Source organism: Micromonospora sp. WMMD1102 (genome assembly GCF_029626265.1).
GTDB lineage: Bacteria > Actinomycetota > Actinomycetes > Mycobacteriales > Micromonosporaceae > Plantactinospora.
In genome coordinates, this window is sequence record NZ_JARUBN010000001.1 from 1,296,347 (window position 1) to 1,318,496 (window position 22,150).

The window sequence follows — 22,150 nt, forward strand, 5'->3', positions numbered from 1 at the left end:
ATGCTGCCGCTGTCCAGCCATTTGCGCCGCCGGAGGCCGCCGGCGCCGGACCGACGGGCCTACGATGCTGATCATGTCTGCTGTGCCGCGAGGTCGGCCCGTTCCGCCCACCGACGAGACCGCCGAGGCTGCCGGTGTCGGACGCTCCGCGGGCGGAGCCGGCGAGGCCGCCGAGGGTGTCGGACGCTTCGGCGGCGGGGCCGGTGTCGGACGCTTCGCCGGTGGGACCGGGGCCGGTGCCGGACGGTTCGGCGGGGGCGTCGTCGCGGCGTACGCGGGCGGGGCGCTCGACCGCGCGGCCGGGCTGCGCCGGGACCCCGAGAGTCTGCGCCGGTTGTTCGACAGCGACCGGGCCGAGGTGCTGCCGCTGTGGCGGGACCGCTGCCTGGTGGTGCGTGACGTGGTGCCCCGGCTGACCGGCGGCGGTCGGCGCCGGCTGCCGGCCGGGCTCGACGAGCCGGTCTTCCTCGGGCTCGACGGCGACCGGCCGGTCTTCGCGGTGGACCTCAGCGAGCTTGCCGAGGAGGAGGCGCTCGGCACGGTCGGCGCGGACCGGACCGTGGACGTACGCCGGCTGGTACAGCGGCTGGACCCGGCCGAGGCCGCGCTGCTCGGGTACGCCCGGGCTCTCTGCCACTGGCACCGCAACCAGCGGTTCTGCGGGGCGTGCGGCAGCCCGGCCCGACCCGTCGACGGCGGTGCGGCCCGGCGGTGCGGCGGCTGCGGTGTGCTCCACTTCCCCCGGATCAGCCCAGCGGTGATCATGCTGGTGGAGCTGCCCGGACCGCCGGCCCGCTGCCTGCTGGCCCGGCATGCTGGTGCGGACGAGGACTCGTTCTCGCTGCTGGCCGGCTTTCTGGAGGTCGGGGAGAGCCTGGAGGACGCGGTCCGGCGGGAGGTGGCCGAGGAGGCCGGGATCGCCGTCGACGCGGTGCGGTACTTCGCCTCCCAGCCGTGGCCGTTCCCGGCCGGCCTGATGGTGGGCTTCCTCGCCACCGCCCACGACGCGACCACCACCGTCGACGGCGAGGAGTTGCTGGAGACCCGGTGGTTCAGCCGGGCGGACCTGCGCCAGCGGCGGGCGGCGCGTGGCCGGCTCGGCAACCCGGACTCGATCGACCGGCTGCTGCTGGAGGCATGGCTGGACGCGGGCCTGGAAGCTGGTGACGGGTAATTCGCCGACCGGATTGATCGACACTGCTACGCTCCCCGCCGATGATCACTGACAACGGGGGTTTTCACCGATGACTGTTGGATTTGTCCGTACCGGGCTCGTGACTCTCTCCCTGGCCGCCGTCGCCGTACTCGGCACCGCCTGCCAGCCGGCGAAGCCGAGCACCGAGGCGGCCGGTACGCCGACCGCCGCCCCGAGCACGGCCGCGCCGAGCCCGACTGCCGCCGCGCCGAACACCAGGGAGGTCTGCGCGGCGGTCACCGACATCTTCGTGGACGGCAGCGTCAAGATCGCCGACGATTCGGTGAAGGCGATCGAGAAGCAGTTGAGCGTGGCGCAGCAGGCGAAGCAGCTCAAGACCACGCTCGCCGGCCTGGCCGACCAGTTGGAGGCCGAGGCAGCCAAGGCGACCGACCCGGAGGTCAAGGCCCTGGTCGAGGAGATCGTCGCCGACATCGAGTCCGGCGCGAAGGCCAAGGACCCGGTGAAGTACCTCCAGAGCGACTTCGTGAAGGTCGGCACGAAGATCGACAAGGAGTGCACCGCCTGACCGGACGCTCGTGACGGGCGTCTGTCGCTGACGTCCGCCTGCCGTGACGCCCGCTCGTCGTGACGCCCGCCTGCCGTGACGCCCGCTCGTCGTGACGCCCGCCTGCCGTGACGCCCGCTCGTCGTGACGCCCGCCTGCCGGGGGCAGCTCGTCGTGGGGACGGCGGGCGGGCGGGGCGAGCGGGCATGATGGGCGGGTGTCGCGCCGGCCGATCGGGTGCCGGCGACGTACGACCTGGGAGACAGGAAGACATGGCCACTTCTGCCGACACGCCGATCGCCGCCCTCCGCTCGGGCCACGACGAACTCGCGGCGCTGGTCCGCGACCTCGGTCCGACCGACCTGACCCGGCCCTCCGGGGCCAGCGAGTGGCAGGTGTCGCAGGTGCTCAGTCATCTCGGCAGCGGCGCCGAGATCAACGAGGCGACCCTCAACGTGGCGCTGGGCGACGGCCCCGGGCTGGACGCCGACTTCAACAAGCAGGTCTGGGCCCGCTGGGACGCGATGAGCCCGATCGAGCACGCCGAAGGGTTCCTGGAGGCCAACCGGCGGCTCGTCGAGCGGTACGAGTCGCTGGACGCGGCGACCCGGAGCAGCCTGCGCATCGATCTCGGTTTCCTGCCCGAGCCGGTCGACCTGGCGACCGCGGCCGCGATGCGGCTCAGCGAGTTCGCCCTGCACGAGTGGGACGTGGAGGTCGCCTTCAACCGGTACGCGACGGTGGCGCCAGCGGCGGTTCCGTTGCTGCTCGACCGGCTCGACGGCCTGCTCGGCTGGATCGGCCGGCCGGAGGCGGTCGGCGAGCGGCCGGTGGAGCTGGCGCTGCGGCTGACCGACCCGGACCGGTCCCTGGGGTTGCGGCTGACCGACCGGGTCGAGCTGGTGGAGCTGCCGGAGGAGCCGGCCGGGGAGATCTCGGGTCCGGCCGAGGCGTTCCTGCGGCTGGCCGCCGGCCGGCTGGCGCCGGAGCACACCCCCGACACGATGACCGTGACCGGCCGGCTCGGCCTGGCCGACCTGCGTCAGGTCTTTCCCGGCTACTGACCGGTCCACCGGCCCGTCCGGTCGATGCTTGACAGCGACCGTCAAGTGCTTGACGATTGATGTCAAGTGAGGAGGGTGGCGTGCCACCGACGCGTGACGAACTGGTCGGGCAACTGCTCCGGACGATGGACATCCGGTTACTCGATCCCCTGGAGATCCTGCTCGACGGGGACGACGTGGTCGACGCGCTGCGCACGGTGGTGCGGGTCCGGGCCGAGGACTGGGCGCACCGGCTGCTCGACGGTGCCGACCGGGAGGCGGTCGGCACCGCGATGCGGATCGTCTCGACGCTCTATCCCGGTGACAATCCGTTCGAGCCGCCGCTCGACTGGTGGCGCAGCCCGCTGGGTCAGATCGTCGCGCGGCGGGTCGGTCATCCGACCGCCGACGCGGTGACGTACGCGGTGGCCGGCGCGATGCTCGGGATCACCCGGCAGGGGGTCCACGACCTGGTCAACCGGGGCAAGCTGGTCCGTCATCCGGAAGGTGGTGTGCTGCCCTCCTCGGTCCGAGACCGACTACTGAGCGAAGGGCGACCCCGCCGTGACTGACCTGCCCCACGACCGCGAGGCGACCACCCACGACCGCGAGGCGACCACCCGAGACCGCGAGAGAACGATCGGAAGCCGCGAGAGCACCATCGAGAGCCGCGAGACGACCATCGGAAGCCGCGAGACGACGATCGAGTCCGGCCCGGTGCCGATCGTCGCCCGGGACCACGGCGGCTCCGGCCACCCGATGTTGCTGCTGCACGGCGCGGGCGGCAACCTCGTGCAGCTGGCCGGACTGGCCGGGGAACTGCGCTCGACATACCGGGTGGTGACGGTGGACCTGCGCGGACACGGGCGTTCCGGCGACGGCCCGTGGAAGTGGGACGAGGTGCTCGACGACCTCGCCGCCGTCGCCGACGGCCTGGGGCTGGACCGACCGGCGGTGGTCGGCGTCTCTCTCGGCGGGATGCTGGCCAGCCTCTGGGCGGCCCGGCACCCGGACTGCCCCGGGGCGGTCAGCCTGGACGGCAACACGCCGCCGAGCCGCCCCGACGACCTCGCCGGGCTGGAGCCGGAGCGGGCCGCCGCCGAACTCGACCGGCTGGCCCAGGTCTTCGACCGGATGTCCGCCGGGATGGCCCAGCCGCTGACCCCGGAACAGGTGGCGGCGGCGGTCGCCGGACAGCGCGCCGAGGCCCGGCGGTACGGCGCCGACGAGGAGCTCTGGGAGGAGGGCTTCCGGCGTAACATGGTGCCGGCCGAGGCCGGGACGAGCCGGTCGCGTCTGCTGCCGGCGCTGGTCGGGGAGCTGCGCGCGACCATCGCGTCGGTGGACCTGATCCCGGTCTACCGGGACGTCCGCTGCCCGCTGCTGCTGGTGCTGGCCACCGAGGACCTGCCGGAACAGCGCCCGTTCCACGACCTCTACGCCGCACACCGGCGCCGGAACCTGGAGCGGTTGGCGACGGTACGGGACAACCCGTGGTTGGACGTGGTCCCACTCGACGGCGCCAGCCACGCCATGGTGGTCGAGCGCCCGCGCGAGCTGGCCGAGCTGATCCGGACGTTCCTGTCCAGGAGGACCGCGCCGTCCAGCTAGGACGCTCCCGTCCGGGTAGGACGTCCCGTCCCACCCGACCGCCCCCTTGCGCTGAGTGCCACTTGTTCTAGTAGAATACGAACATGTTGTTTCGGGTGGTGCCAGCCAGCGGCGTACCGCTGGCCGAGCAGATTGCCGGCAGTGTGCGCCGGGCGCTGGCGGACGGCGCACTGAGCCGGGGAGACCGGCTACCGGCGGCACGGGAGCTCGCCGGCACGCTCGACGTGAACATGCACACCGTGCTCCGGGCGTACGCGGCGCTCCGCGAGGAGGGGCTGATCGAGCTGCGTCGGGGCCGGGGCGCGGTGGTGACCGGTACGGTCCCGCACGAGCGGGCCCGGGTGATCGAGTCGGTACGGGAGCTGGTGACCGTTGCCCGCCGGGCCGGAGTGGGGCTGGACGAGGCCCTCGGCCTGGTGCGACAGCAGTATTCGAGAGAGGTGAGCGCATGAGGAGCGGTGTCCGGTGGGCGGTCGGCAGCGCACTGCTGCCCGCTGCCCTGGTCGGCGGCCCGGTGGCGGTGACCCTGGCCTGGTGGGACCGGCTTCCGGCAAGCCTGCCCAACTCCGGCGGTGTCGGTGACCGGCCGATGGAGTCGACGATCGGGGTCGGCGCCCTGGCCGGGCTGCTGCTCGGCGCCGCGCTCACCGTCTGGATGGCCGGGCTGCTGGCGCTGGCGCTGAGTCGCCGGATCTCCGGCATCGGCGGCTACTGGCTGCGGCTCGGCGCCCAGGTCGCGGTGAACGGCACCGCCGCGGCGGCCGGCACGGTACTGCTGATGATGCTCGGCGCCGCACTGGACGCGCCGACCGCCGCCGACGTACGCCTCGGCTGGGGCTACTTCGCCGCGCTGCTGGCGCTGCCGATGGTGGCGGCGGCGGCCGCCGGGCTGCTGGCGTACCTGCTGGCCGGTGCGCCCCCGACCGCGACCGGCAGCGGATCCGCGACCCGGGTCCGCACCGTGGCCGGCCGGGAGCCGGCGCACCCGGCGGTCGCGCCCAGCGATTCGAACGTCGCGATGCCGGCCGCCGCGATGCCGGCCGCCGCGATGCCGGCCGCCGCGATGCCGGCCGCCGCGATGCCGGCCGCCGCGATGTCGGCCGCAGCCGATGAGGAGCGGCTGCTCTGGTGGGAGCAGCGGGAGCTGCGCCCGATGTTCTGGCTGGCCGGTGCGCTCGCGCTGACCGGTGCGCTGATGGTCGCCGTGCTGGTGCCGCTGGTCGGGGTCGTCGGCTGGTCCGGGCTGGCCCCGGCGGTGTCCGCCCTGGCCGTGCTGCCCTTCACCCGCTACCGGCTGGTCATCGACGGTGAGGCGGTCCGGGTGGCGATCGGCCCGCTGCGACGGCGGGTGCCGATCGCCGCGATCGCCGCCGCCGAGCCCGGGCACCTGGCGACGGAGGACTGGCTGCTCCGGGGGATGTTGCAGGGCGCTTCCGCCCCGGAGTTGCCGCTGCTGCCGGGCCCGGCGCTGGCACTGCGGCTGACCGACGGCAGCCACCGGCTGGTCACCTGCCGGGACGTGCCGACCGCGGTGGCGATGGTGAACACCCTGCGGGCCCGGCGCGCCTGACGGAACGGTGCGCGCGGGTCACCCGACGACCGGGGCGACCCGCGCGCACCGCGTCGCTCACTCCGGAACGCGCCGGTAGGCGCCGTCGCTGGCCGAGGTCGCCATCAAGGCGTACGCGCGCAGCGCCGCGGAGACCGGCCGCTCCCGGTCGATCGGCGTGTAGGGCCGTTCCCGCTTCTCCTGCGCGATCCGGCGGGCTTGGAGCACCTCGGCCGACACCGCCAGCTCGATGTTCCGGTTCGGGATGTCGATGACGATCTCGTCGCCGGGCTCGACGAGCGCGATCAGCCCGCCGCCGGCCGCCTCGGGGGAGACGTGCCCGATGGAGAGCCCGGAGGTGCCGCCGGAGAACCGGCCGTCGGTGATCAGGGCACACTCCCGGCCCAGGCCGCGTCCCTTGAGGAACGAGGTGGGATAGAGCATCTCCTGCATCCCGGGCCCGCCCTTCGGGCCCTCGTAGCGGATCACCACCACGTCACCGGCGACGACCTGCTTGCCGAGGATGGCGTCGACGGCGGCCTCCTGCGACTCGAAGACCTTGGCCGGGCCCCGGAAGGTGAGGCACTCGGCCGGCACCCCGGCGGTCTTCACCACCGCGCCGTCCGGGGCGAGGTTGCCGTGCAGGATCGCCAGCCCGCCATCTGCGGTGTACGCGTGCTCCCGGTCCCGGATGCACCCCTCGGCCGCGTCGGTGTCCAGTTTGGACCAGCGGTTGTCGGTGGAGAACGGCTCGGTGGTGCGTACCCCGCCCGGGGCGGCGTGGAACAGCTCGATCGCCTCCGGGCTGGCCTTGCCGCCCCGGATGTCCCAGTCGGCCAGCCAGCCGTCCAGGTCGGTCGAGTGCACCGCGTGCACGTCCCGGCGCAGCAGGCCGGCCCGGTCCAGTTCGCCGAGGATCGCCGGGATGCCGCCGGCCCGGTGCACGTCCTCCATGTGGTATTTCGGGGAGTTCGGGGCGACCTTGGCCAGGCAGGGCACCCGGCGGGAGATCTCGTCGATGTCGGCGACACCGAAGTCGAGTTCCGCCTCGCGGGCCGCGGCGAGCAGGTGCAGCACGGTGTTCGTGGAGCCGCCCATCGCCACGTCGAGGGCGACCGCGTTCTCGAACGCGGCCCGGGAGGCGATCGCGCGGGGCAGCACCGAGGCGTCGTTCCCGGAGTACCAGCGGTTGGCGATCTCCACGACGAGCCGGCCGGCCCGCTCGAAGAGCGCCTTGCGGGCGGCGTGGGTGGCCAGCACCGAGCCGTTGCCCGGCAGCGCCAGCCCGATCGCCTCGGTGAGGCAGTTCATCGAGTTGGCGGTGAACATGCCGGAGCAGGAGCCGCAGGTGGGGCAGGCGGAGCGTTCGATCGCGCCGAGCTGGTCGTCGGTGACCGCGTCGTTCGATGAGGCGATCATCGCGTCGATCAGGTCGATCTTGTCGTGCACGATCCCCTCGATCGCCACCGTCTTGCCGGCCTCCATCGGGCCGCCGGAGACGAAGACGGTCGGGATGTCCAGCCGGAGCGCGGCGAGCAGCATCCCCGGAGTGATCTTGTCGCAGTTGGAGATGCAGACCAGGGCGTCGGCGCAGTGCGCGTTGACCATGTATTCGACGGCGTCGGCGATCAGCTCCCGGCTGGGCAGCGAGTAGAGCATCCCGCCGTGCCCCATCGCGATGCCGTCGTCGACGGCGATGGTGTTGAACTCCCGGCCGACCCCGCCGGCGTCGGCCACCGCGTCCGCGACCAGGCCGCCGAGGTCCTTGAGGTGGACGTGCCCGGGTACGAACTGGGTGAAACTGTTCGCGATGGCGACGATCGGCTTGCCGAAGTCGTCGTCCGTCATCCCGGTGGCCCGCCACAGGGCGCGGGCGCCGGCCATCGTCCGGCCGTGCGTGGAGGTCTTCGACCGCAGGTCAGGCATTCGACAAGTGTGGCACCCGCACCCCGCCCCCCGCGCGCCCGACTCCCACCCCGCCCAGCCACCGAGACGCGAGGGGTGTAAGGAAGGGCCCCCGCTACAACAGAAAACGATATGCGGGGGCCCTTCCTTACACCCGGATGCCCGAATGGGCGGGTTGTGCCTCTGATCGAGGAACCGGCGCGGGCTACCCCATGGAGTGCGGTCGATCCGGCAGAGTGATTCCGTGCAACTCGCCTCCGGTACGCCGGTTCTCGCCGTCGCGACCGGCCTCGCCTCCTGCTGCGGGCCGGTCATGCTGGCGCTGTCGGCGCACCGGCACAGCGGTGCCCGCCGGGTCGGGCACTGGCTGCTGGCCGTCGGCGGCGCGCTCGCGGCGGCCAGCGCCGGACTCGGGCTGTTCGCCCTGGCCACCATGGTCGAGCACTGGCAGCACGAGCAGGCCCAGCGGATCGGCCTGGCCACCGCGATCGCGGTCGGGATGGCGGTCAGCGGCGCGCTGCTCTGCGCCGGCCTGCTCCGGCTGCCGGGCGTCGCCGAGACCGGTGCCGCCGCGCTCCGGCTGGTCCTGGACGGGCTGGTGATCGGGGCGGCGCTCTGGTTCGTCGGCTGGGTGCTGCTCGCCGAGCCGACCCGGGTGCTCGGCGACCTCACCCCGAACGGCTGCCTGGCCATCCTGGTGACCACCGTCACGGCGGCGGTGGCGGTCGGGGTGACCTTCATCGTCGGGGCCCGGGCCCGGGCCCGGGCGCCCCGGCGCGGACTGCTGCTGGCCGGTGTCGGGGTCAACCTGGTGACCGGGTCCGGGCTGGTCATCTCCGCCGGCATCTGCCAGGCCGGCCCGCTGGTCGCGCTGGTCGGCGCGCTGCTGCTGCCGGTCGGCCTGCTGACGGTCGCGCTGGGCGGCCGGGCGCCCGGCCCGGCCAACGGGCCGGACGGCGACGTCATCCGGCGCGGCACCTACGCCGTGCTGCCGATGGTGGCGATGGCCGTCTCCGCCGTCTACCACCTGCTCGTCGGCGGCGACTTCCGGATCTTCGCGGTGGTGGCCGGCATCGTCGAGGGCTTCGGCCTGGTCGCCCGGCAGTACCTCGCGCTCGGCGACGTACGGGCCTATGCGGCTCGGCTGGCCGAGCGGGAGGCGCACTTCCGGGAGCTGGCGCACACCGACCCGCTGACCGGGCTGGCCAACCGCCGCGGGCTGCTCCGGGCGGTGCAGCAGCAGGCCGACCCGGAGACCCCCTGGGTGCTGCTCGGGCTCGACCTGGACGGCTTCAAGAACGTCAACGACATGCGCGGGCACGACGTCGGCGACGCGGTGCTGATCGAGGTCGGCCGGCGGCTGAAGACCAACCTGCGCCCCGGCGACCTGGCCGCGCGGCTCGGCGGCGACGAGTTCGCCGTACTGATGCGGGCCCGGCCCGCCGAGGCGCAGCGGATCGCCCAGCGGCTGCTCGGGGTGGTCGGTTCGGCGTACCGGCACGAGGCGGGGTCGGTCTTCCTCTCGGTGAGCATCGGCGTGGCGGACAGCGCCGACGCGGGCGACGTGGAGACGCTGCTGCGCAACGCCGACCTGGCCCTGCGCTACGCCAAGCAGCGCGGCAAGAACCGGATCGAGCGGTACGACGCCGCCTACGACAACCTGCTGCGCCGGCGCACCACCCTGGAGCACGAGCTGCGCGGGGCGATCGAGCGGGACGAGCTGCACCTCGCCTTCCAGCCGGTGGTGGCGGTCCCGTCGGTCCGGCCGGTCGGCGCGGAGGCGCTGCTCCGGTGGCACCACCCCGAGCTGGGCAACGTCGGCCCGGACGAGTTCATCCCGCTCGCCGAGGAGTGCGGGATGATCGCCAAGCTCGGCGTCTGGGTGCTGCACCGGGCCTGCCACCAGCTCTCCCTCTGGCTGGCCGCCGGGCACGACGTCTGGGTCTCGGTGAACGTCTCGCCCCGGGAGCTGCACGCCCCGGAGTACGTCGGCCAGGTCACCGAGGCGCTGCGCGCGCACCGGGTGCCGCCGCAGCGGCTGGTGCTGGAGGTGACCGAGCACGCCGTGGCGACCGACCTGGACGAGCTGATCCGCCGGCTGCGGGCGCTCCGGCTGACCGGGGTACGCATCGCGCTGGACGACTTCGGCGCCGGCTACTCCTCGCTGGGCCAGCTCCGCCGGCTGCCGATCGACATCCTCAAGATCGATCACAGTCTGGTCGCCGGCCCCGAGCCGGTCCGGCCGCCGCAGGGCCGCGCCTTCGCCCCGATGGTGGACGTGGTGATGCGGCTCGGCCACCAGCTGGGGCTGGAGGTGATCGCCGAGGGGGTGACGAACCCGACCGAACTCGCCGCCGTGGTGGAGGCGGGCTGCCGGTTCGGGCAGGGCCAGCTCTTCGGCTGGGGGGTGCCGGCCGAGCACCTGGAGGCGATGCTGGAGGCGGCCAGCCCGCCGGAGGGAAGCGGTGCGGAGTCCCGCCCGCCGGCCGGCAGCCGGGGCAGGTCCGCCTCCCGAACCACCGGCAACCCGGCCGCCGCCGGCAGCCCCGGAAGTCCCGGAAGTCCCGGAAGCCAAGGCAGCCTCGGCAGCCCCGGCGGCGGCAACAGCGGCGGCAGTGGCAACAGCGGCGGCAGTGGCGGCGGCCGGAGTGCGCCCCGGCAGCGCCGGCCGGCCGAGGCGTCGACGGACCAGAAAACCGACAGTGCCCAAAATGCGGGATCAGTTGACTCATCGCGTGAGATGCGTCAGGCTTAGCCGCATGTCTGCGACCAGGTCCTTCCGAGTACTTATCTGAGCGCACTCTCGACCCCCGAGAGTGCGCAGGCCCCGTGCATCAGCACGAGGGCCGTTTTTATTGGCCACGTATCCGTGTTGGCAGGGCGGTCACCGTCGTCGGCGTACCGGTCCCTGCCGGTTCGTGCGGATCGGTCCCCGCCCGGCACGACGTCCGGCCGGGGCGGCCCGTCCGCACCGTCCCGCACACCTCGACAGATCAACTGCTCCGAGCGAAGGCCTGAATAGCCATGACGAGACCCACGCCCGAGACGCTGGCCAACAGCGCGCGCCGGCACCGCCCCGCCGCCGAGGGGGCCAACAGCCCCGCGGACCAGTTCCCCCGCCGACTCCGCCCGGGAGCCCAGCCAGCCGGCGAGCAGCCCGGTCCGCTCGCCGAGCCGGCCCGGCCGGCCGGTGGCCAGGTGGTGGCGCCGGTACAGGTCTCCGGGGCCGGTTCGCTGGTGAAGTCGCTGGAGGCGCTCGGCGTCGAGGTCGCGTTCGGCATCCCGGGCGGGGCGATCCTGCCGGCGTACGACCCGCTCTACGACTCGACCGTCCGGCACATCCTGGTCCGGCACGAGCAGGGCGCCGGGCACGCCGCCACCGGGTACGCCCAGGCCACCGGCCGGGTCGGGGTCTGCGTCGCCACCTCGGGGCCCGGCGCGACCAACCTCGTCACCCCGATCGCGGACGCCTACATGGACTCGGTGCCGATGGTGGCGATCACCGGTCAGGTGGCCAAGCCGGCGATCGGCACCGACGCCTTCCAGGAGGCGGACATCCAGGGCATCACCCTGCCGATCACCAAGCACAACTACCTGATCCAGACCGCCGAGGAGATCCCGCGGATCCTGGCCGAGGCGTTCCACCTGGCCGCCACCGGCCGGCCCGGCCCGGTGCTCGTCGACATCCCCAAGGACGTCCTCCAGGCGCAGACCACCTTCTCCTGGCCACCCACCCTGGACCTGCCGGGCTACCGGCCCACCCTGCACCCGCACGGCAAGCAGATCCGCGAGGCGGCCCGGCTGATGACCACGGCCCGCCGCCCGGTGCTCTACGTCGGCGGCGGGGTGCTCAAGGCCGGTGCCACCGAGGGGCTGCTCCGGCTGGCCGAGCTGACCGGCATTCCGGTGGTGACCACGCTGATGGCCCGGGGCGCCTTCCCGGACTCGCACCAGCAGCAGCTGGGCATGCCGGGCATGCACGGTACGGTCGCCGCCGTCTACGCGTTGCAGAAGTCCGACCTGATCGTGGCGCTGGGGGCCAGGTTCGACGACCGGGTCACCGGCAAGCTGGACTCGTTCGCCCCCGGGGCGGCGATCGTGCACGCCGACATCGACCCGGCGGAGATCGGCAAGAACCGTGCCGCCGACGTGCCGATCGTCGGCGACGCGAAGTACGTCATCGACGAGTTGATCGAGGCGGTCCGGGCGGCGGCCGCCGGGCAGACCACACCGGTCGACCGGACCGAGTGGTGGGCGCAGCTCGACGACCTGCGCGACCGTTACCCGCTCGGCTACGACGAGCCGACCGACGGCACCCTGGCCCCGCAGTACGTGATCGAGCGGCTGGGCGCGATCGCCGGCCCGGAGGCGGTCTACGTGGCCGGGGTGGGGCAGCACCAGATGTGGGCGGCGCAGTTCGTCTCGTACGAGAAGCCGTACACCTGGCTGAACTCCGGTGGCCTCGGCACCATGGGGTACGCGGTGCCGGCGGCGATGGGCGCCAAGGTCGGCAAGCCGGACACGGTGGTCTGGGGGATCGACGGCGACGGCTGCTTCCAGATGACCAACCAGGAGCTGGCGACCTGCGCCCTGGAGGGGATCCCGGTCAAGATCGCCGTGATCAACAACGGCAACCTGGGCATGGTCCGGCAGTGGCAGACGCTCTTCTACGGCGAGCGCTACTCCAACACCGAGCTGGGCACCCACAAGCACCGCATCCCGGATTTCGTGAAGCTGGCCGAGGCGCTGGGCTGCGTCGGGCTGCGCTGCGAGAGCAAGGCCGACGTGGACAAGACCATCAAGGCCGCGATGGAGATCAACGACGTGCCGGTGGTCGTCGACTTCGTGGTCGGCAAGGACGCGATGGTCTGGCCGATGGTGCCCGCCGGGACCAGCAACGACGAGATCATGTTCGCCCGTGGGGTCCGCCCCGCCTTCGACGACGACGACCTGTGAGGCGGGGAAGATGAGCGAGCGTAGTGAGCGAATCAGTCAACTCAGTGCGGTTGTGCCTCATGGCGGCACGGAGCGAAGTGGAGTGCCGGCATGAGCAAGCACACGCTGTCCGTTCTCGTGGAGAACAAGCCCGGTGTCCTGGCCCGGGTGAGCGGGCTCTTCTCCCGGCGGGGCTTCAACATCGACTCGCTGGCCGTCGGCGAGACGGAGAACCCGGACGTCTCCCGGATCACGATCGTGGTCAACGCCGAGACCTCGCCGCTGGAGCAGGTCACCAAGCAGCTCAACAAGCTGGTGAACGTACTCAAGATCGTGGAGCTGGATCCGGGCGTCTCGGTGGCCCGGGAGCTGGTCCTGGTCAAGGTCCGGGCCGACCGCTCGCAGCGGGCCCAGGTGCTGGAGACGGTGAACCTGTTCCGGGCCAGGGTGGTGGACGTCGCGCCGGACACCCTCACGATCGAGGCGACCGGCACCGCTGACAAGCTGGACGCGCTGCTGCGCGATCTCGAACCGTTCGGAATCAAGGAAATGGTGCAGTCGGGCCTGGTGGCCATCGGGCGGGGCTCCCGTTCGATCACCACCGGTTCCGCGCTGCGGGCCGCCTGAGCACGGCGTTCCCGCACAACGATTGGCAACGGCGGGCCCGGCCGGGTCGCGCCGCAGGAGAGGAAAGTCATGACCGCTGAGGTGTTCTACGACGACGACGCCGACCTGGGGCTCATCCAGAGCAAGAAGGTCGCGGTGCTCGGCTACGGCAGCCAGGGCCACGCCCACGCGCTGTCGCTGCGCGACTCCGGCGTCGACGTGGTGATCGGTCTGCCGGAGGGCTCGAAGAGCCGGGCCAAGGCCCAGGAGCAGGGCCTTCGGGTACTGACCCCGGCCGAGGCGTCGGCCGAGGCCGACGTGATCATGGTGCTGGCGCCGGACACCGCGCAGCGGTCGCTCTACGCCGACGCCATCGCGCCGCACCTGACCGCCGGCAAGGCGCTGCTGTTCGGCCACGGCCTGAACATCCGGTACGGCTTCATCACGCCGCCGGCCGACGTCGACGTGGCGATGGTCGCCCCGAAGGGCCCGGGTCACCTGGTCCGCCGGCAGTACGTCGACGGCAAGGGCGTGCCCTGCCTGGTCGCGGTGGAGCAGGACGCCACCGGCACCGCCTTCCCGCTCGCCCTGGCGTACTGCAAGGCGATCGGTGGCACCCGGGCCGGTGCGATCCGCACCACCTTCAAGGAGGAGACCGAGACCGACCTCTTCGGCGAGCAGGCGGTGCTCTGCGGCGGCGCCTCCGCGCTGGTGCAGACCGGTTTCGAGGTGCTCACCGAGGCCGGGTACGCCCCCGAGGTGGCGTACTTCGAGTGCCTGCACGAGCTGAAGCTGATCGTCGACCTGATGTACGAGGGCGGCGTCGCCCGGATGCGCTACAGCGTCTCCGACACCGCCGAGTACGGCGACTACTCGCGGGGCCCGCGGGTGGTCGACGCCCGGGTCAAGGACGAGATGCGGAAGATCCTCGCCGAGGTGCAGTCCGGCGAGTTCGCCCGGGAGTGGATCGCCGAGGACGACGCGGGGCGGCCGAACTTCACCAAGTGGCGGGCCGAGGGCGCGGCGCACCCGATCGAGGAGACCGGCAAGAAGCTGCGCGGCATGATGAGCTGGGTCGACCGGCCGATCACCGAGACCGCTTGATCGACCGGCCGATCACCGAGACCGCTTGATCGACCGGTCGATCACCGAGACCGCTTGATCGACCGGTCGATCACCGAGACCGCCTGACGCTGTTTCCCGCCCCGGGCCGGTGCCTCGCGCTCCGGCCCGGGGCGTCGTCGTCTCCTCCGCTGGAGATCCTCCTCGTTACCGGATCTTCCACCGGCGAGTTACCGGATCATTGCCATTCGACGTCCGGTCGGTACCCCGGCCGGCGGCGGCAGGAAATGGTCGGCGGTTACGGGCGGTTAATGCGTCGGCTCGGGTACTGTCGCCGCATGCGTCTGGAGCAATCGCACCGCACCGAGCGTTTCGGCGCCGTCCGTATCCACGAACTCCAGCGTGTCATACAGCTGGACTCGGGAGACGCCACGGGGACCACCGGCGAGGGGATCGTTCCGCATGCGGCGTTGCGCGCGATCGAGCGGCAGATGGTCATCGTCATTCCCTGCATGAATGAAACACGCAGAGTAATCGAAGGCGTGCTCTCGGGGATTCCGCACGACTGTCTGATCGTGCTGGTCTCGAACAGCGCCCGACAGCCGGTGGACCGCTACGAGATGGAAGCGCAGACCCTGGAGCAGCACTGTCGGGCGGCCGAACGGCCGGCGATCATGGTGCACCAGCGGGATCCCGGGCTGGCCGCCGCGGTCAAGGCCGCCGGGATGCCCGAGCTGATCGACTCCGACGGGCTGGTCCGGGGCGGCAAGGGCGAGGCGATGCTGATCGGCATGGCCGTCGCCGCGCTGACCGGACGGAAATACCTCGGCTATATCGACGCCGACAACTACGTGCCGGGTGCCGTGCACGAGTACGTCAAGGTCTACGCCGCCGGCCTGCACCTGGCCGCCAACCCGTACGCGATGGTGCGGATCTCCTGGCACTCGAAGCCGAAACTGCGCGACGGCCGGCTCTTCTTCAGCCGCCGCGGCCGCAGTTCCGAGATCACCAACGACTTCCTGAACCGGCTGGTCGCCGAGTATTCCGGGTTCGGCACCGAGGTGATCGCCACCGGCAATGCCGGCGAACACGCGCTCAGTCTCGACCTCGGGCTGCGGATGCGGCTGGCCGGCGGTTTCGCCGTGGAGCCGTTCGAGTTCGTCGAGCTCTTCGAGCAGTTCGGCGGGCTACTCGACACCGCGCATCCGGACGTGATGGCGAGTTCCGTGCCGGTGCTCCAGATCGAGACCCGTAACCCGCACTTCCACGACAACAAGGGCGAGGACCACGTGCAGGGCATGCGGATGCAGGCGCTGAACGTGCTCTACCACTCACCCGTCGCGCTGCCCGCCGTCCGGCAGGCGATCCTCGACTTCATGATCGCCCAGGGGGCGCTCGCGCCGGGCGAGGAGCCGCCCCGGGAGCGGATCTACCCGCCGGTCGGTTCGCTCGACCTGGACCTGCTGCGCGACGTACTGGAGACCGAGGCGGGGACCTTCCGGCAGCTCGGCACCCGGTCGCTGGCCAGCCAGGTGCGGCCCCGGCCCGCGCTGCCCGAGCCCGGGGTCTTCACCTCCGCCTGAGCCGCCGCCGATCCGGCATCCGGCCGGTCTGGCATCCGGCCGACGCGCGTGCCGACGCAGGTCGGTGGGGCCTGTGAGGGCACTCACGCGGTTCGGCGGCGCACCGTGCGCAGCAGGACGCCTACCATCGGCAGAACAGGTGCGTCCGCACCGGAGGGAAGCACCGGTTTTGGCGCAAGCGCGGGACGCAGTGCGGCGCCCACGTGGCCACAGACCTCGCCCGGCCGACATATACGAGGACCAATGACTCCCGTCGTACTGATCGCAGAAGAGCTCGCTCCCGCCGCAATCGACGTGCTCGCGCACGACTTCGACGTACGCCACGTCGACGGCACCGACCGTCCTGCCCTGCTCGGCGCGCTCGCCGAGGCCGACGCGGTCATCGTACGCAGCGCCACCCAGATCGACGCCGAGGCGATCGCCGCCGCACCCCGGCTGAAGGTGGTGGCCCGGGCGGGTGTCGGGCTGGACAACGTCGAGGTGCCCGCCGCGACGGCCCGGGGTGTGATGGTGGTCAACGCGCCGACCTCGAACATCGTCTCCGCCGCCGAGCAGGCGGTCGCGCTGCTGCTGGCCGTCGCCCGGAACACCGCCAGCGCCAGCTCGGCGCTGAAGGCGGGGGAGTGGAAGCGGTCCAAGTACACCGGCGTCGAGGTGCAGGGCAAGACCGTCGGGGTGGTCGGGCTCGGCCGGATCGGGGTGCTCTTCGCGCAGCGGATCGCCGCCTTCGGCACCCGGCTGATCGCGTACGACCCGTACGTGCAGCCGGCCCGGGCGGCGCAGCTCGGCGTACGCCTGGTGGGGCTGGAGGAGCTGCTCCGGGAGAGCGACTTCATCTCGATCCACCTGCCGAAGACCCCGGAGACGGTCGGCCTGATCGGCGAGAAGGAACTCGCCCTGGTCAAGCCGGGCGTCCGGATCGTCAACGCGGCCCGGGGCGGTCTGATCGACGAGCAGGCGCTGGCCGACGCGATCGCCGAGGGCCGGGTCGGCGGGGCCGGCATCGACGTGTACTCGAAGGAGCCCTGCACCGCCTCGCCGCTGTTCGCCTTCGACAACGTGGTGGCCACCCCGCACCTGGGCGCCTCCACCGCCGAGGCGCAGGACAAGGCGGGGCTGGCGGTGGCCCGCAGCGTCAAGCTGGCCCTGCAGGGCGAGTTCGTGCCGGACGCGGTGAACGTGCAGGCCGGCGGCGTGGTCGCCGAGGACGTCCGGCCGCTGCTGCCGCTCGCCGAGAAGCTCGGCAAGGTCTTCACCGCGGTGGCCGGCGGGGTCGCCGCCAGCGTCACCGTCGAGGTACGCGGCGAGATCGCCGCCAACGACGTCTCGGTGCTGAAGCTGGCCGCCACCAAGGGCCTGTTCACCTCGGTCGTCGAGGAGCAGGTGAGCTACGTCAACGCGCCGCTGCTCGCCGCCGACCGGGGCGTCACGGTCGCCCTGACCACGCACGCCGAGACCATCGACCACCCGAACCTGGTCACCGTGCGCGGTGCGCTGCCGGACGGGCGTACCGTCTCGGTCTCCGGCACGGCCGTGCACGCCGGCACCCGCGACGTGCTCAAGCTGACCGAAGTGGACGGTTTCGACCTGGAGCTCGGCGCGGACGGCATCCTGCTCTTCTTCCGCTACGTCGACAAGCCCGGCGTGGTCGGCACCATCGGGTCGATCCTCGGCGAGGCCGGGGTCAACATCGCGGCGATGCAGGTGGCCCGGCGGGAAGCCGGCGGCGAGGCGCTGATGACCCTGACCGTGGACTCGGCGACCGCGGCGGAACTGCTCAGCTCGGCGGCCGACTCGATCGGTGCGGTCGCGGCGAGCGCCGCCGACCTGCGCGACGAGGAGGCGTGACCGGGATCTGACCCGGTTGCCCGGACGGGGCGGGGCGCTGCCCGCCGCCCCGCCCGGGTCAGCCGCGCACCGGGGCCGGCGGCGGATAGACCGAGCCGTCCTGCGGGTCGAGCAGCATCAGGCCGTGTTGCGCGGCCAGCCGTTCGATGTCGAGCAGCACCTGGTCCGGACAGGACTCGTCGAGGTTCATCTCGATGTGGTCGGCGGCGGCGTGCAGCGGGCTCACCGCCCACGGCGTGTCCGGACCCGGCCGGTCGGGATAGCCGGCGGTGATGGCCCGGTAGAACGCGACGACTCGCGGGTCCGGGTTTCCCTCGCGGTGGGCACCCTGTCGGCAGCGGGCATGGGCCGCGCGTACGTCCTCGGCGGCGGCGCCGGGCCCGAGCGCCCAGACGATCAGATCGAAACTCACACCGGGCTCCCGTGTCCCATCAGGGTTGACAGATCAGAACTCACGGGGGTACAGGGTGCCACTGACCCGGTGACCTTTTCTCGGATACCCCGGCGACACGCGGGACGGACGCTCTTGCGGGGACTCGCGCCGGGTCGATAGCGTATTGACGCGGATACCCGGCGAGTTCCTAGGCGTGGACTCGTCTTCGGGTGATGAGGCGCGCGCCGGCCGGGTAGCCAGCACCCCCGTGTGCGCGAGCCACGCGCACTCGTCGCTGATCGGCCCCCGCGATCGTTGCCGAGATCGCGGGGGCCGATCGCGTTTCCCGGCCGGACAGCCGGTTGCACCGCGCTCCAGCGGATCCCGGCGGGTGTCCTGTCGGGAGGGTGCTCAGCGGGAGGTGGCGAAGAGGACCCGGTAGCCGTCCCGGGTGGGAAACCAGTCCAGGCCGGCGTGGCCGGCGGCGAACAGCGCGGTGGCGTAGCCGTCGGCGATCGTCAGGTCCGGGCCGGTGACCGTGGCCGCGACCAGCTTGTCGGCCGGCTGCCCGGTGTGCGGGTCGACCACGTGGTCGCGCCGCCCGGCGACACCGGAGGTGCCGACGGCCCCGGAGGTCAGTTCCAGCATCGTCGGCTGCCGGTCGGCCTGGGTCGGGTGGTGCACCGCGATCCGCCAGGGGCCGCCGTGCGGCGCGTGGCCGCGTACCACCAGGTCGGCGCCGCTGACCACGGCGTAGTCCTCGATGCCGGCGGCGCGCAGTCGGGCGGCGGCCCGCTCCACCGCCCAGCCGACCAGCAGGCCGCCGGGGTCGAAGCCGCCGGGGACCGCCCAGGCGTCGAACCAGCCGTCGGTGGCGGCCCGCATCGCGGCGCACCGGGCCACGATGTCGGCCAGCGGCGGGTACGCGTCGGCGGCGATCTCGCCCCGGCGCAGCCGCGACACCAGGCTGGTCGGCCGGGCCGGGCTGTAGGTGAGGTCGATCGCCCGCAGTTCGGCGACCGCGTCCCGCAGTGCGTCGCCGACCCCGCGCCAGCCGAGCGCACCCACGCCGTTGAGCACCAGGGTGTACTCGGCGATCGAGGTCTGCACGGTGTGCCGGGCGACCACCCGGTCGGCCAGGGTCGCACCGGGCCGGACGTTGCGCCGGCCGGCGCCCAGCCGCAGGTCCGGCCGTCCCCGGCCCACGGCGGGCGCCGGCGGCAGGCCCCGGCTACGCTGTCCCCGGCCCCGGCTGCCCGGTATCCGCATGTTCGCCCCCTGGATCCGCACGTCGACCCCCTGGATCCGCTCCTGCACCTGGCCCGCGGCCCGTTCCCCCCGGCCCGCGAACCGTTCTCCGCGCTCACCATAGGAAGCGAAGATGGCCGGAGCATGAGTACTGGCTGAGAAGCTCCTGTGCGGTCGACTTTCCAGATGTTGGGAGCGGCGTACCGGGAGCCGGGACGGTCCCTTAACGTTCCCTAGACACGACGGAGGCAAGGGAGCTGGACGTGGCGGTGGCGCGGATCGCGGTGGTGGCTGGCGACGGCATCGGGCCGGAGGTGCTCGGACAGGCCCGCAAGGTCCTCGACGCCGTACTGCCCGGGGTCGAGGCCACCGAATACGACCTTGGTGCCGCCCGCTACCACCGGACCGGCGAGGTGCTGCCCGACTCGGTGCTCGCCGAGCTGGCCGGGCACGACGCGATCCTGCTCGGCGCGGTCGGCGACCCGAGCGTCCCGCCGGGGGTGCTGGAGCGCGGCCTGCTGCTCAAGCTCCGCTTCGAGTTCGACCAGTACGTCAACCTCCGGCCGTCGCGGCTCTGGCCGGGCACCACCGGCCCGCTGGCCAGCGTCAAGCCGAACGAGATCGACCTGGTCGTCGTCCGGGAGGGCACCGAGGGGCTGTACGCCGGAGCCGGCGGCACGCTGCACCGGGACAGCCCGGCCGAGATCGCGACCGAGGAGAGCCTGAACACCCGGCACGGCGTCGAGCGGGTGATCCGGGACGCCTTCGCCCGCGCCGGCCGCCGCGAGCGCCGCAAGGTCACCCTGGTGCACAAGACCAACGTGCTGACCCACGCCGGTTCGCTCTGGGCCCGGGCGTTCGCCGCCGTCGCCGCCGAGCACCCGGATGTCGAGACCGAATACCAGCACGTCGACGCCGCCGCGATGTTCCTGGTCACCCAGCCGCAGCGCTACGACGTGGTGGTCACCGACAACCTCTTCGGGGACATCCTCACCGACATCGCCGCCGCGGTCACCGGCGGGATCGGGCTGGCCGCCAGCGGCAGCATCAACCCCGAGCGGGCATACCCGTCAATGTTCGAGCCGGTGCACGGCTCGGCGCCGGACATTGCCGGCCAGGGGATCGCCGACCCGGCCGCCGCGGTGCTCTCCACCGCGCTCCTCCTCGACCACCTCGGCCACCCCGACGCGGCCCGCCGAGTAACCGAGGCGGTCGCCGCCGAGCTGGCCTCCCGGGGCACCGGCTCGCCGCGGCGCACCGCCGACATCGGGGACCGGCTCGCCGCCCACGCGGCCGCCTGAGCGCCGACCACACGGCCTGCCGGGCGCCGCCGAGCACCTCCTGGGCGTTCGCCCGACCCGTCCGACCGCTCGTCCGAGCCGCCTCCGGTGGCCCTGGCGGGCCGCCGGATCTGGGCGAAGGCGCGGGTGGTGCGGCTCGCCGGTCCACACCGAGGGTCGAGGATGAACGACCGTTCGGGTAAGTTTCAGACACAACTCCCATGTTCCGGCCCGTCCCCTTCTCCGGGCGCCGGGTCACTTCTCTGGAGGTCAGCACGATGAGCGGTGGTGACAAGCTCGACTTCGAGATCCGTCCGAATCCTCAGCCGGTAGCCGCCGCCGAGCGCGCGGCGCTGATGGCCAACCCGGGATTCGGTCGGGTCTTCACCGACCACATGGTCACGATCCGGTACGCCGAGACCAAGGGCTGGTACGACGCCCGGGTGGAGGCCAGGGCGCCGATCCCGATGGACCCGGCGAGCGCGGTGCTGCACTACGCCCAGGAGATCTTCGAGGGGCTCAAGGCGTACTCGGCGGCGGACGGCTCGGTCACGATGTTCCGGCCGGACGCCAACGCGGCCCGGTTCAACGAATCGGCCCGCCGGATGGCCATGCCGGAGCTGCCCGAGGCGGTGTTCCTGGACTCGTTGCGGCACCTGGTCCAGATCGACCGGGAGTGGCTGCCGACGTCGGAGGAGGGCAGCCTCTACCTGCGGCCGTTCATGTTCGCCAACGAGGTCTTCCTCGGGGTGCGCCCGGCCAACGAGTACCTCTTCCTGGTGATCGCCTCGCCGGTCGGCTCGTACTTCGCCCGGGGGGTGCAGCCGGTGAACGTCTGGGTCTCGCCCACCTACACCCGGGCCGCGCCCGGTGGCACCGGCGAGGCGAAGTTCGGCGGCAACTACGCCTCCTCCCTGGTGGCCCAGGCCGAGGCGAGCGGGCACGGCTGCGAGCAGGTGGTCTTCCTCGACGCCGTGCAGCGCCGGTACGTCGACGAGCTCGGCGGCATGAACATCTTCTTCGTCTACGACGACGGCACCCTGGTCACCCCGCCGCTCGGCGGCACCATCCTGCGCGGCATCACCCGCGACTCGCTGATCACCCTGGTCCGGCAGTCCGGCGGTACGGTGCTGGAGCGGCCGGTGGCCTTCGACGAGTGGCGGGCCGACGCGGCCAGCGGGCGGCTGCGCGAGGTCTTCGCCTGCGGCACCGCCGCGGTGATCACCCCGATCGGCCAGGTGCGCCACCCGGACGGGGAGTTCGCGATCGCCGACGGCAGCCCTGGCGAGGTCACCATGGGGCTGCGGCAGAAGCTTGTCGACATCCAGCGCGGCCGGGCCGGCGACAGCAACGGCTGGATCCACCGGATCGGCTGAACCGGATCGGGGACGGGTGCGCCTCGGC

General features: G+C 72.7%; 18 protein-coding genes. 15 read left to right on the forward strand and 3 right to left on the reverse strand.

Going from position 1 to position 22,150, the window contains the following annotated elements:
- Positions 1-73 precede the first annotated feature (73 nt).
- The 7 genes from nudC to O7626_RS05945 all read left to right on the forward strand — a co-directional run bounded on the left by nudC (position 74) and on the right by O7626_RS05945 (position 5,927).
- Positions 74-1,174: an NAD(+) diphosphatase gene (gene nudC / locus O7626_RS05915; protein WP_278060027.1), complete on the forward strand. Its 1,101-nt coding sequence runs from the start codon at positions 74-76 to the stop codon at positions 1,172-1,174.
- A gap of 70 nt (positions 1,175-1,244) precedes the next feature.
- A complete protein-coding gene (locus O7626_RS05920) occupies positions 1,245-1,724 on the forward strand; it encodes a hypothetical protein (RefSeq protein WP_278060029.1) in 480 nt (159 codons plus the stop codon).
- A 251-nt stretch (positions 1,725-1,975) separates the two neighbouring features.
- Complete coding sequence (locus O7626_RS05925) at positions 1,976-2,767, forward strand: maleylpyruvate isomerase family mycothiol-dependent enzyme (protein ID WP_278060031.1); 792 nt, start codon at positions 1,976-1,978, stop codon at positions 2,765-2,767.
- 80 nt (positions 2,768-2,847) lie between these two features.
- A complete protein-coding gene (locus O7626_RS05930) occupies positions 2,848-3,318 on the forward strand; it encodes a hypothetical protein (RefSeq protein ID WP_278060034.1) in 471 nt (156 codons plus the stop codon).
- Positions 3,311-4,357, forward strand: coding sequence for an alpha/beta hydrolase (locus O7626_RS05935; protein ID WP_278060036.1), 1,047 nt, complete (start codon positions 3,311-3,313; stop codon positions 4,355-4,357). The genes O7626_RS05930 and O7626_RS05935 overlap by 8 nt, the downstream gene beginning before the upstream one ends.
- 83 nt (positions 4,358-4,440) lie before the next feature.
- Positions 4,441-4,809, forward strand: a complete 369-nt coding sequence (locus O7626_RS05940) for a GntR family transcriptional regulator (RefSeq protein ID WP_278060038.1) — start codon at positions 4,441-4,443, stop codon at positions 4,807-4,809.
- The gene (locus O7626_RS05945; RefSeq protein ID WP_278060040.1) at positions 4,806-5,927 is read left to right on the forward strand and encodes a hypothetical protein; all 1,122 of its coding nucleotides are present in this window, start codon (positions 4,806-4,808) and stop codon (positions 5,925-5,927) included. The genes O7626_RS05940 and O7626_RS05945 overlap by 4 nt, the downstream gene beginning before the upstream one ends.
- Positions 5,928-5,984: 57 nt before the next feature.
- Here the strand turns inward: O7626_RS05945 and ilvD are convergent, their stop codons facing one another.
- Positions 5,985-7,832 carry a dihydroxy-acid dehydratase gene (gene ilvD, locus O7626_RS05950; RefSeq protein WP_278060041.1) on the reverse strand — a complete coding sequence of 616 codons (1,848 nt, stop codon included), beginning with the start codon at positions 7,830-7,832 and terminating at the stop codon, positions 5,985-5,987.
- A 292-nt stretch (positions 7,833-8,124) separates the two neighbouring features.
- On the opposite strand from ilvD, the gene O7626_RS05955 reads away from it, so the two are divergent.
- The 6 genes from O7626_RS05955 to serA all read left to right on the forward strand — a co-directional run bounded on the left by O7626_RS05955 (position 8,125) and on the right by serA (position 17,845).
- Complete coding sequence (locus O7626_RS05955; protein WP_278066066.1) at positions 8,125-10,566, forward strand: EAL domain-containing protein; 2,442 nt, start codon at positions 8,125-8,127, stop codon at positions 10,564-10,566.
- A 269-nt stretch (positions 10,567-10,835) separates the two neighbouring features.
- Positions 10,836-12,767, forward strand: a complete 1,932-nt coding sequence (locus tag O7626_RS05960) for an acetolactate synthase large subunit (RefSeq protein WP_278060043.1) — start codon at positions 10,836-10,838, stop codon at positions 12,765-12,767.
- A 90-nt stretch (positions 12,768-12,857) separates the two neighbouring features.
- Entirely contained in the window at positions 12,858-13,373 is a 516-nt protein-coding gene (ilvN, locus tag O7626_RS05965; protein WP_101370234.1) for an acetolactate synthase small subunit, read from the forward strand.
- A 69-nt stretch (positions 13,374-13,442) separates the two neighbouring features.
- Entirely contained in the window at positions 13,443-14,456 is a 1,014-nt protein-coding gene (gene ilvC, locus O7626_RS05970; protein WP_278060047.1) for a ketol-acid reductoisomerase, read from the forward strand.
- Positions 14,457-14,752: 296 nt separating this feature from the next.
- A complete protein-coding gene (mpgS, locus tag O7626_RS05975; protein ID WP_278060049.1) occupies positions 14,753-15,997 on the forward strand; it encodes a mannosyl-3-phosphoglycerate synthase in 1,245 nt (414 codons plus the stop codon).
- A 243-nt stretch (positions 15,998-16,240) separates the two neighbouring features.
- Positions 16,241-17,845, forward strand: a complete 1,605-nt coding sequence (serA, locus tag O7626_RS05980) for a phosphoglycerate dehydrogenase (protein ID WP_278060050.1) — start codon at positions 16,241-16,243, stop codon at positions 17,843-17,845.
- Positions 17,846-17,903: 58 nt separating this feature from the next.
- Here the strand turns inward: serA and O7626_RS05985 are convergent, their stop codons facing one another.
- Positions 17,904-18,257 carry a hypothetical protein gene (locus O7626_RS05985; protein WP_278060052.1) on the reverse strand — a complete coding sequence of 118 codons (354 nt, stop codon included), beginning with the start codon at positions 18,255-18,257 and terminating at the stop codon, positions 17,904-17,906.
- 372 nt (positions 18,258-18,629) lie between these two features.
- Positions 18,630-19,487, reverse strand: coding sequence for an FAD:protein FMN transferase (locus tag O7626_RS05990; RefSeq protein WP_278066067.1), 858 nt, complete (start codon positions 19,485-19,487; stop codon positions 18,630-18,632).
- A 248-nt stretch (positions 19,488-19,735) separates the two neighbouring features.
- Here O7626_RS05990 and O7626_RS05995 point away from each other — a divergent pair, with 248 nt between their 5' ends.
- On the forward strand, positions 19,736-20,767 hold the full coding sequence (locus O7626_RS05995; protein WP_278066068.1) for a 3-isopropylmalate dehydrogenase: 1,032 nt from the start codon (positions 19,736-19,738) through the stop codon (positions 20,765-20,767).
- A gap of 257 nt (positions 20,768-21,024) precedes the next feature.
- On the forward strand, positions 21,025-22,122 hold the full coding sequence (locus O7626_RS06000) for a branched-chain amino acid aminotransferase (protein WP_278060054.1): 1,098 nt from the start codon (positions 21,025-21,027) through the stop codon (positions 22,120-22,122).
- Positions 22,123-22,150: the final 28 nt, after the last annotated feature.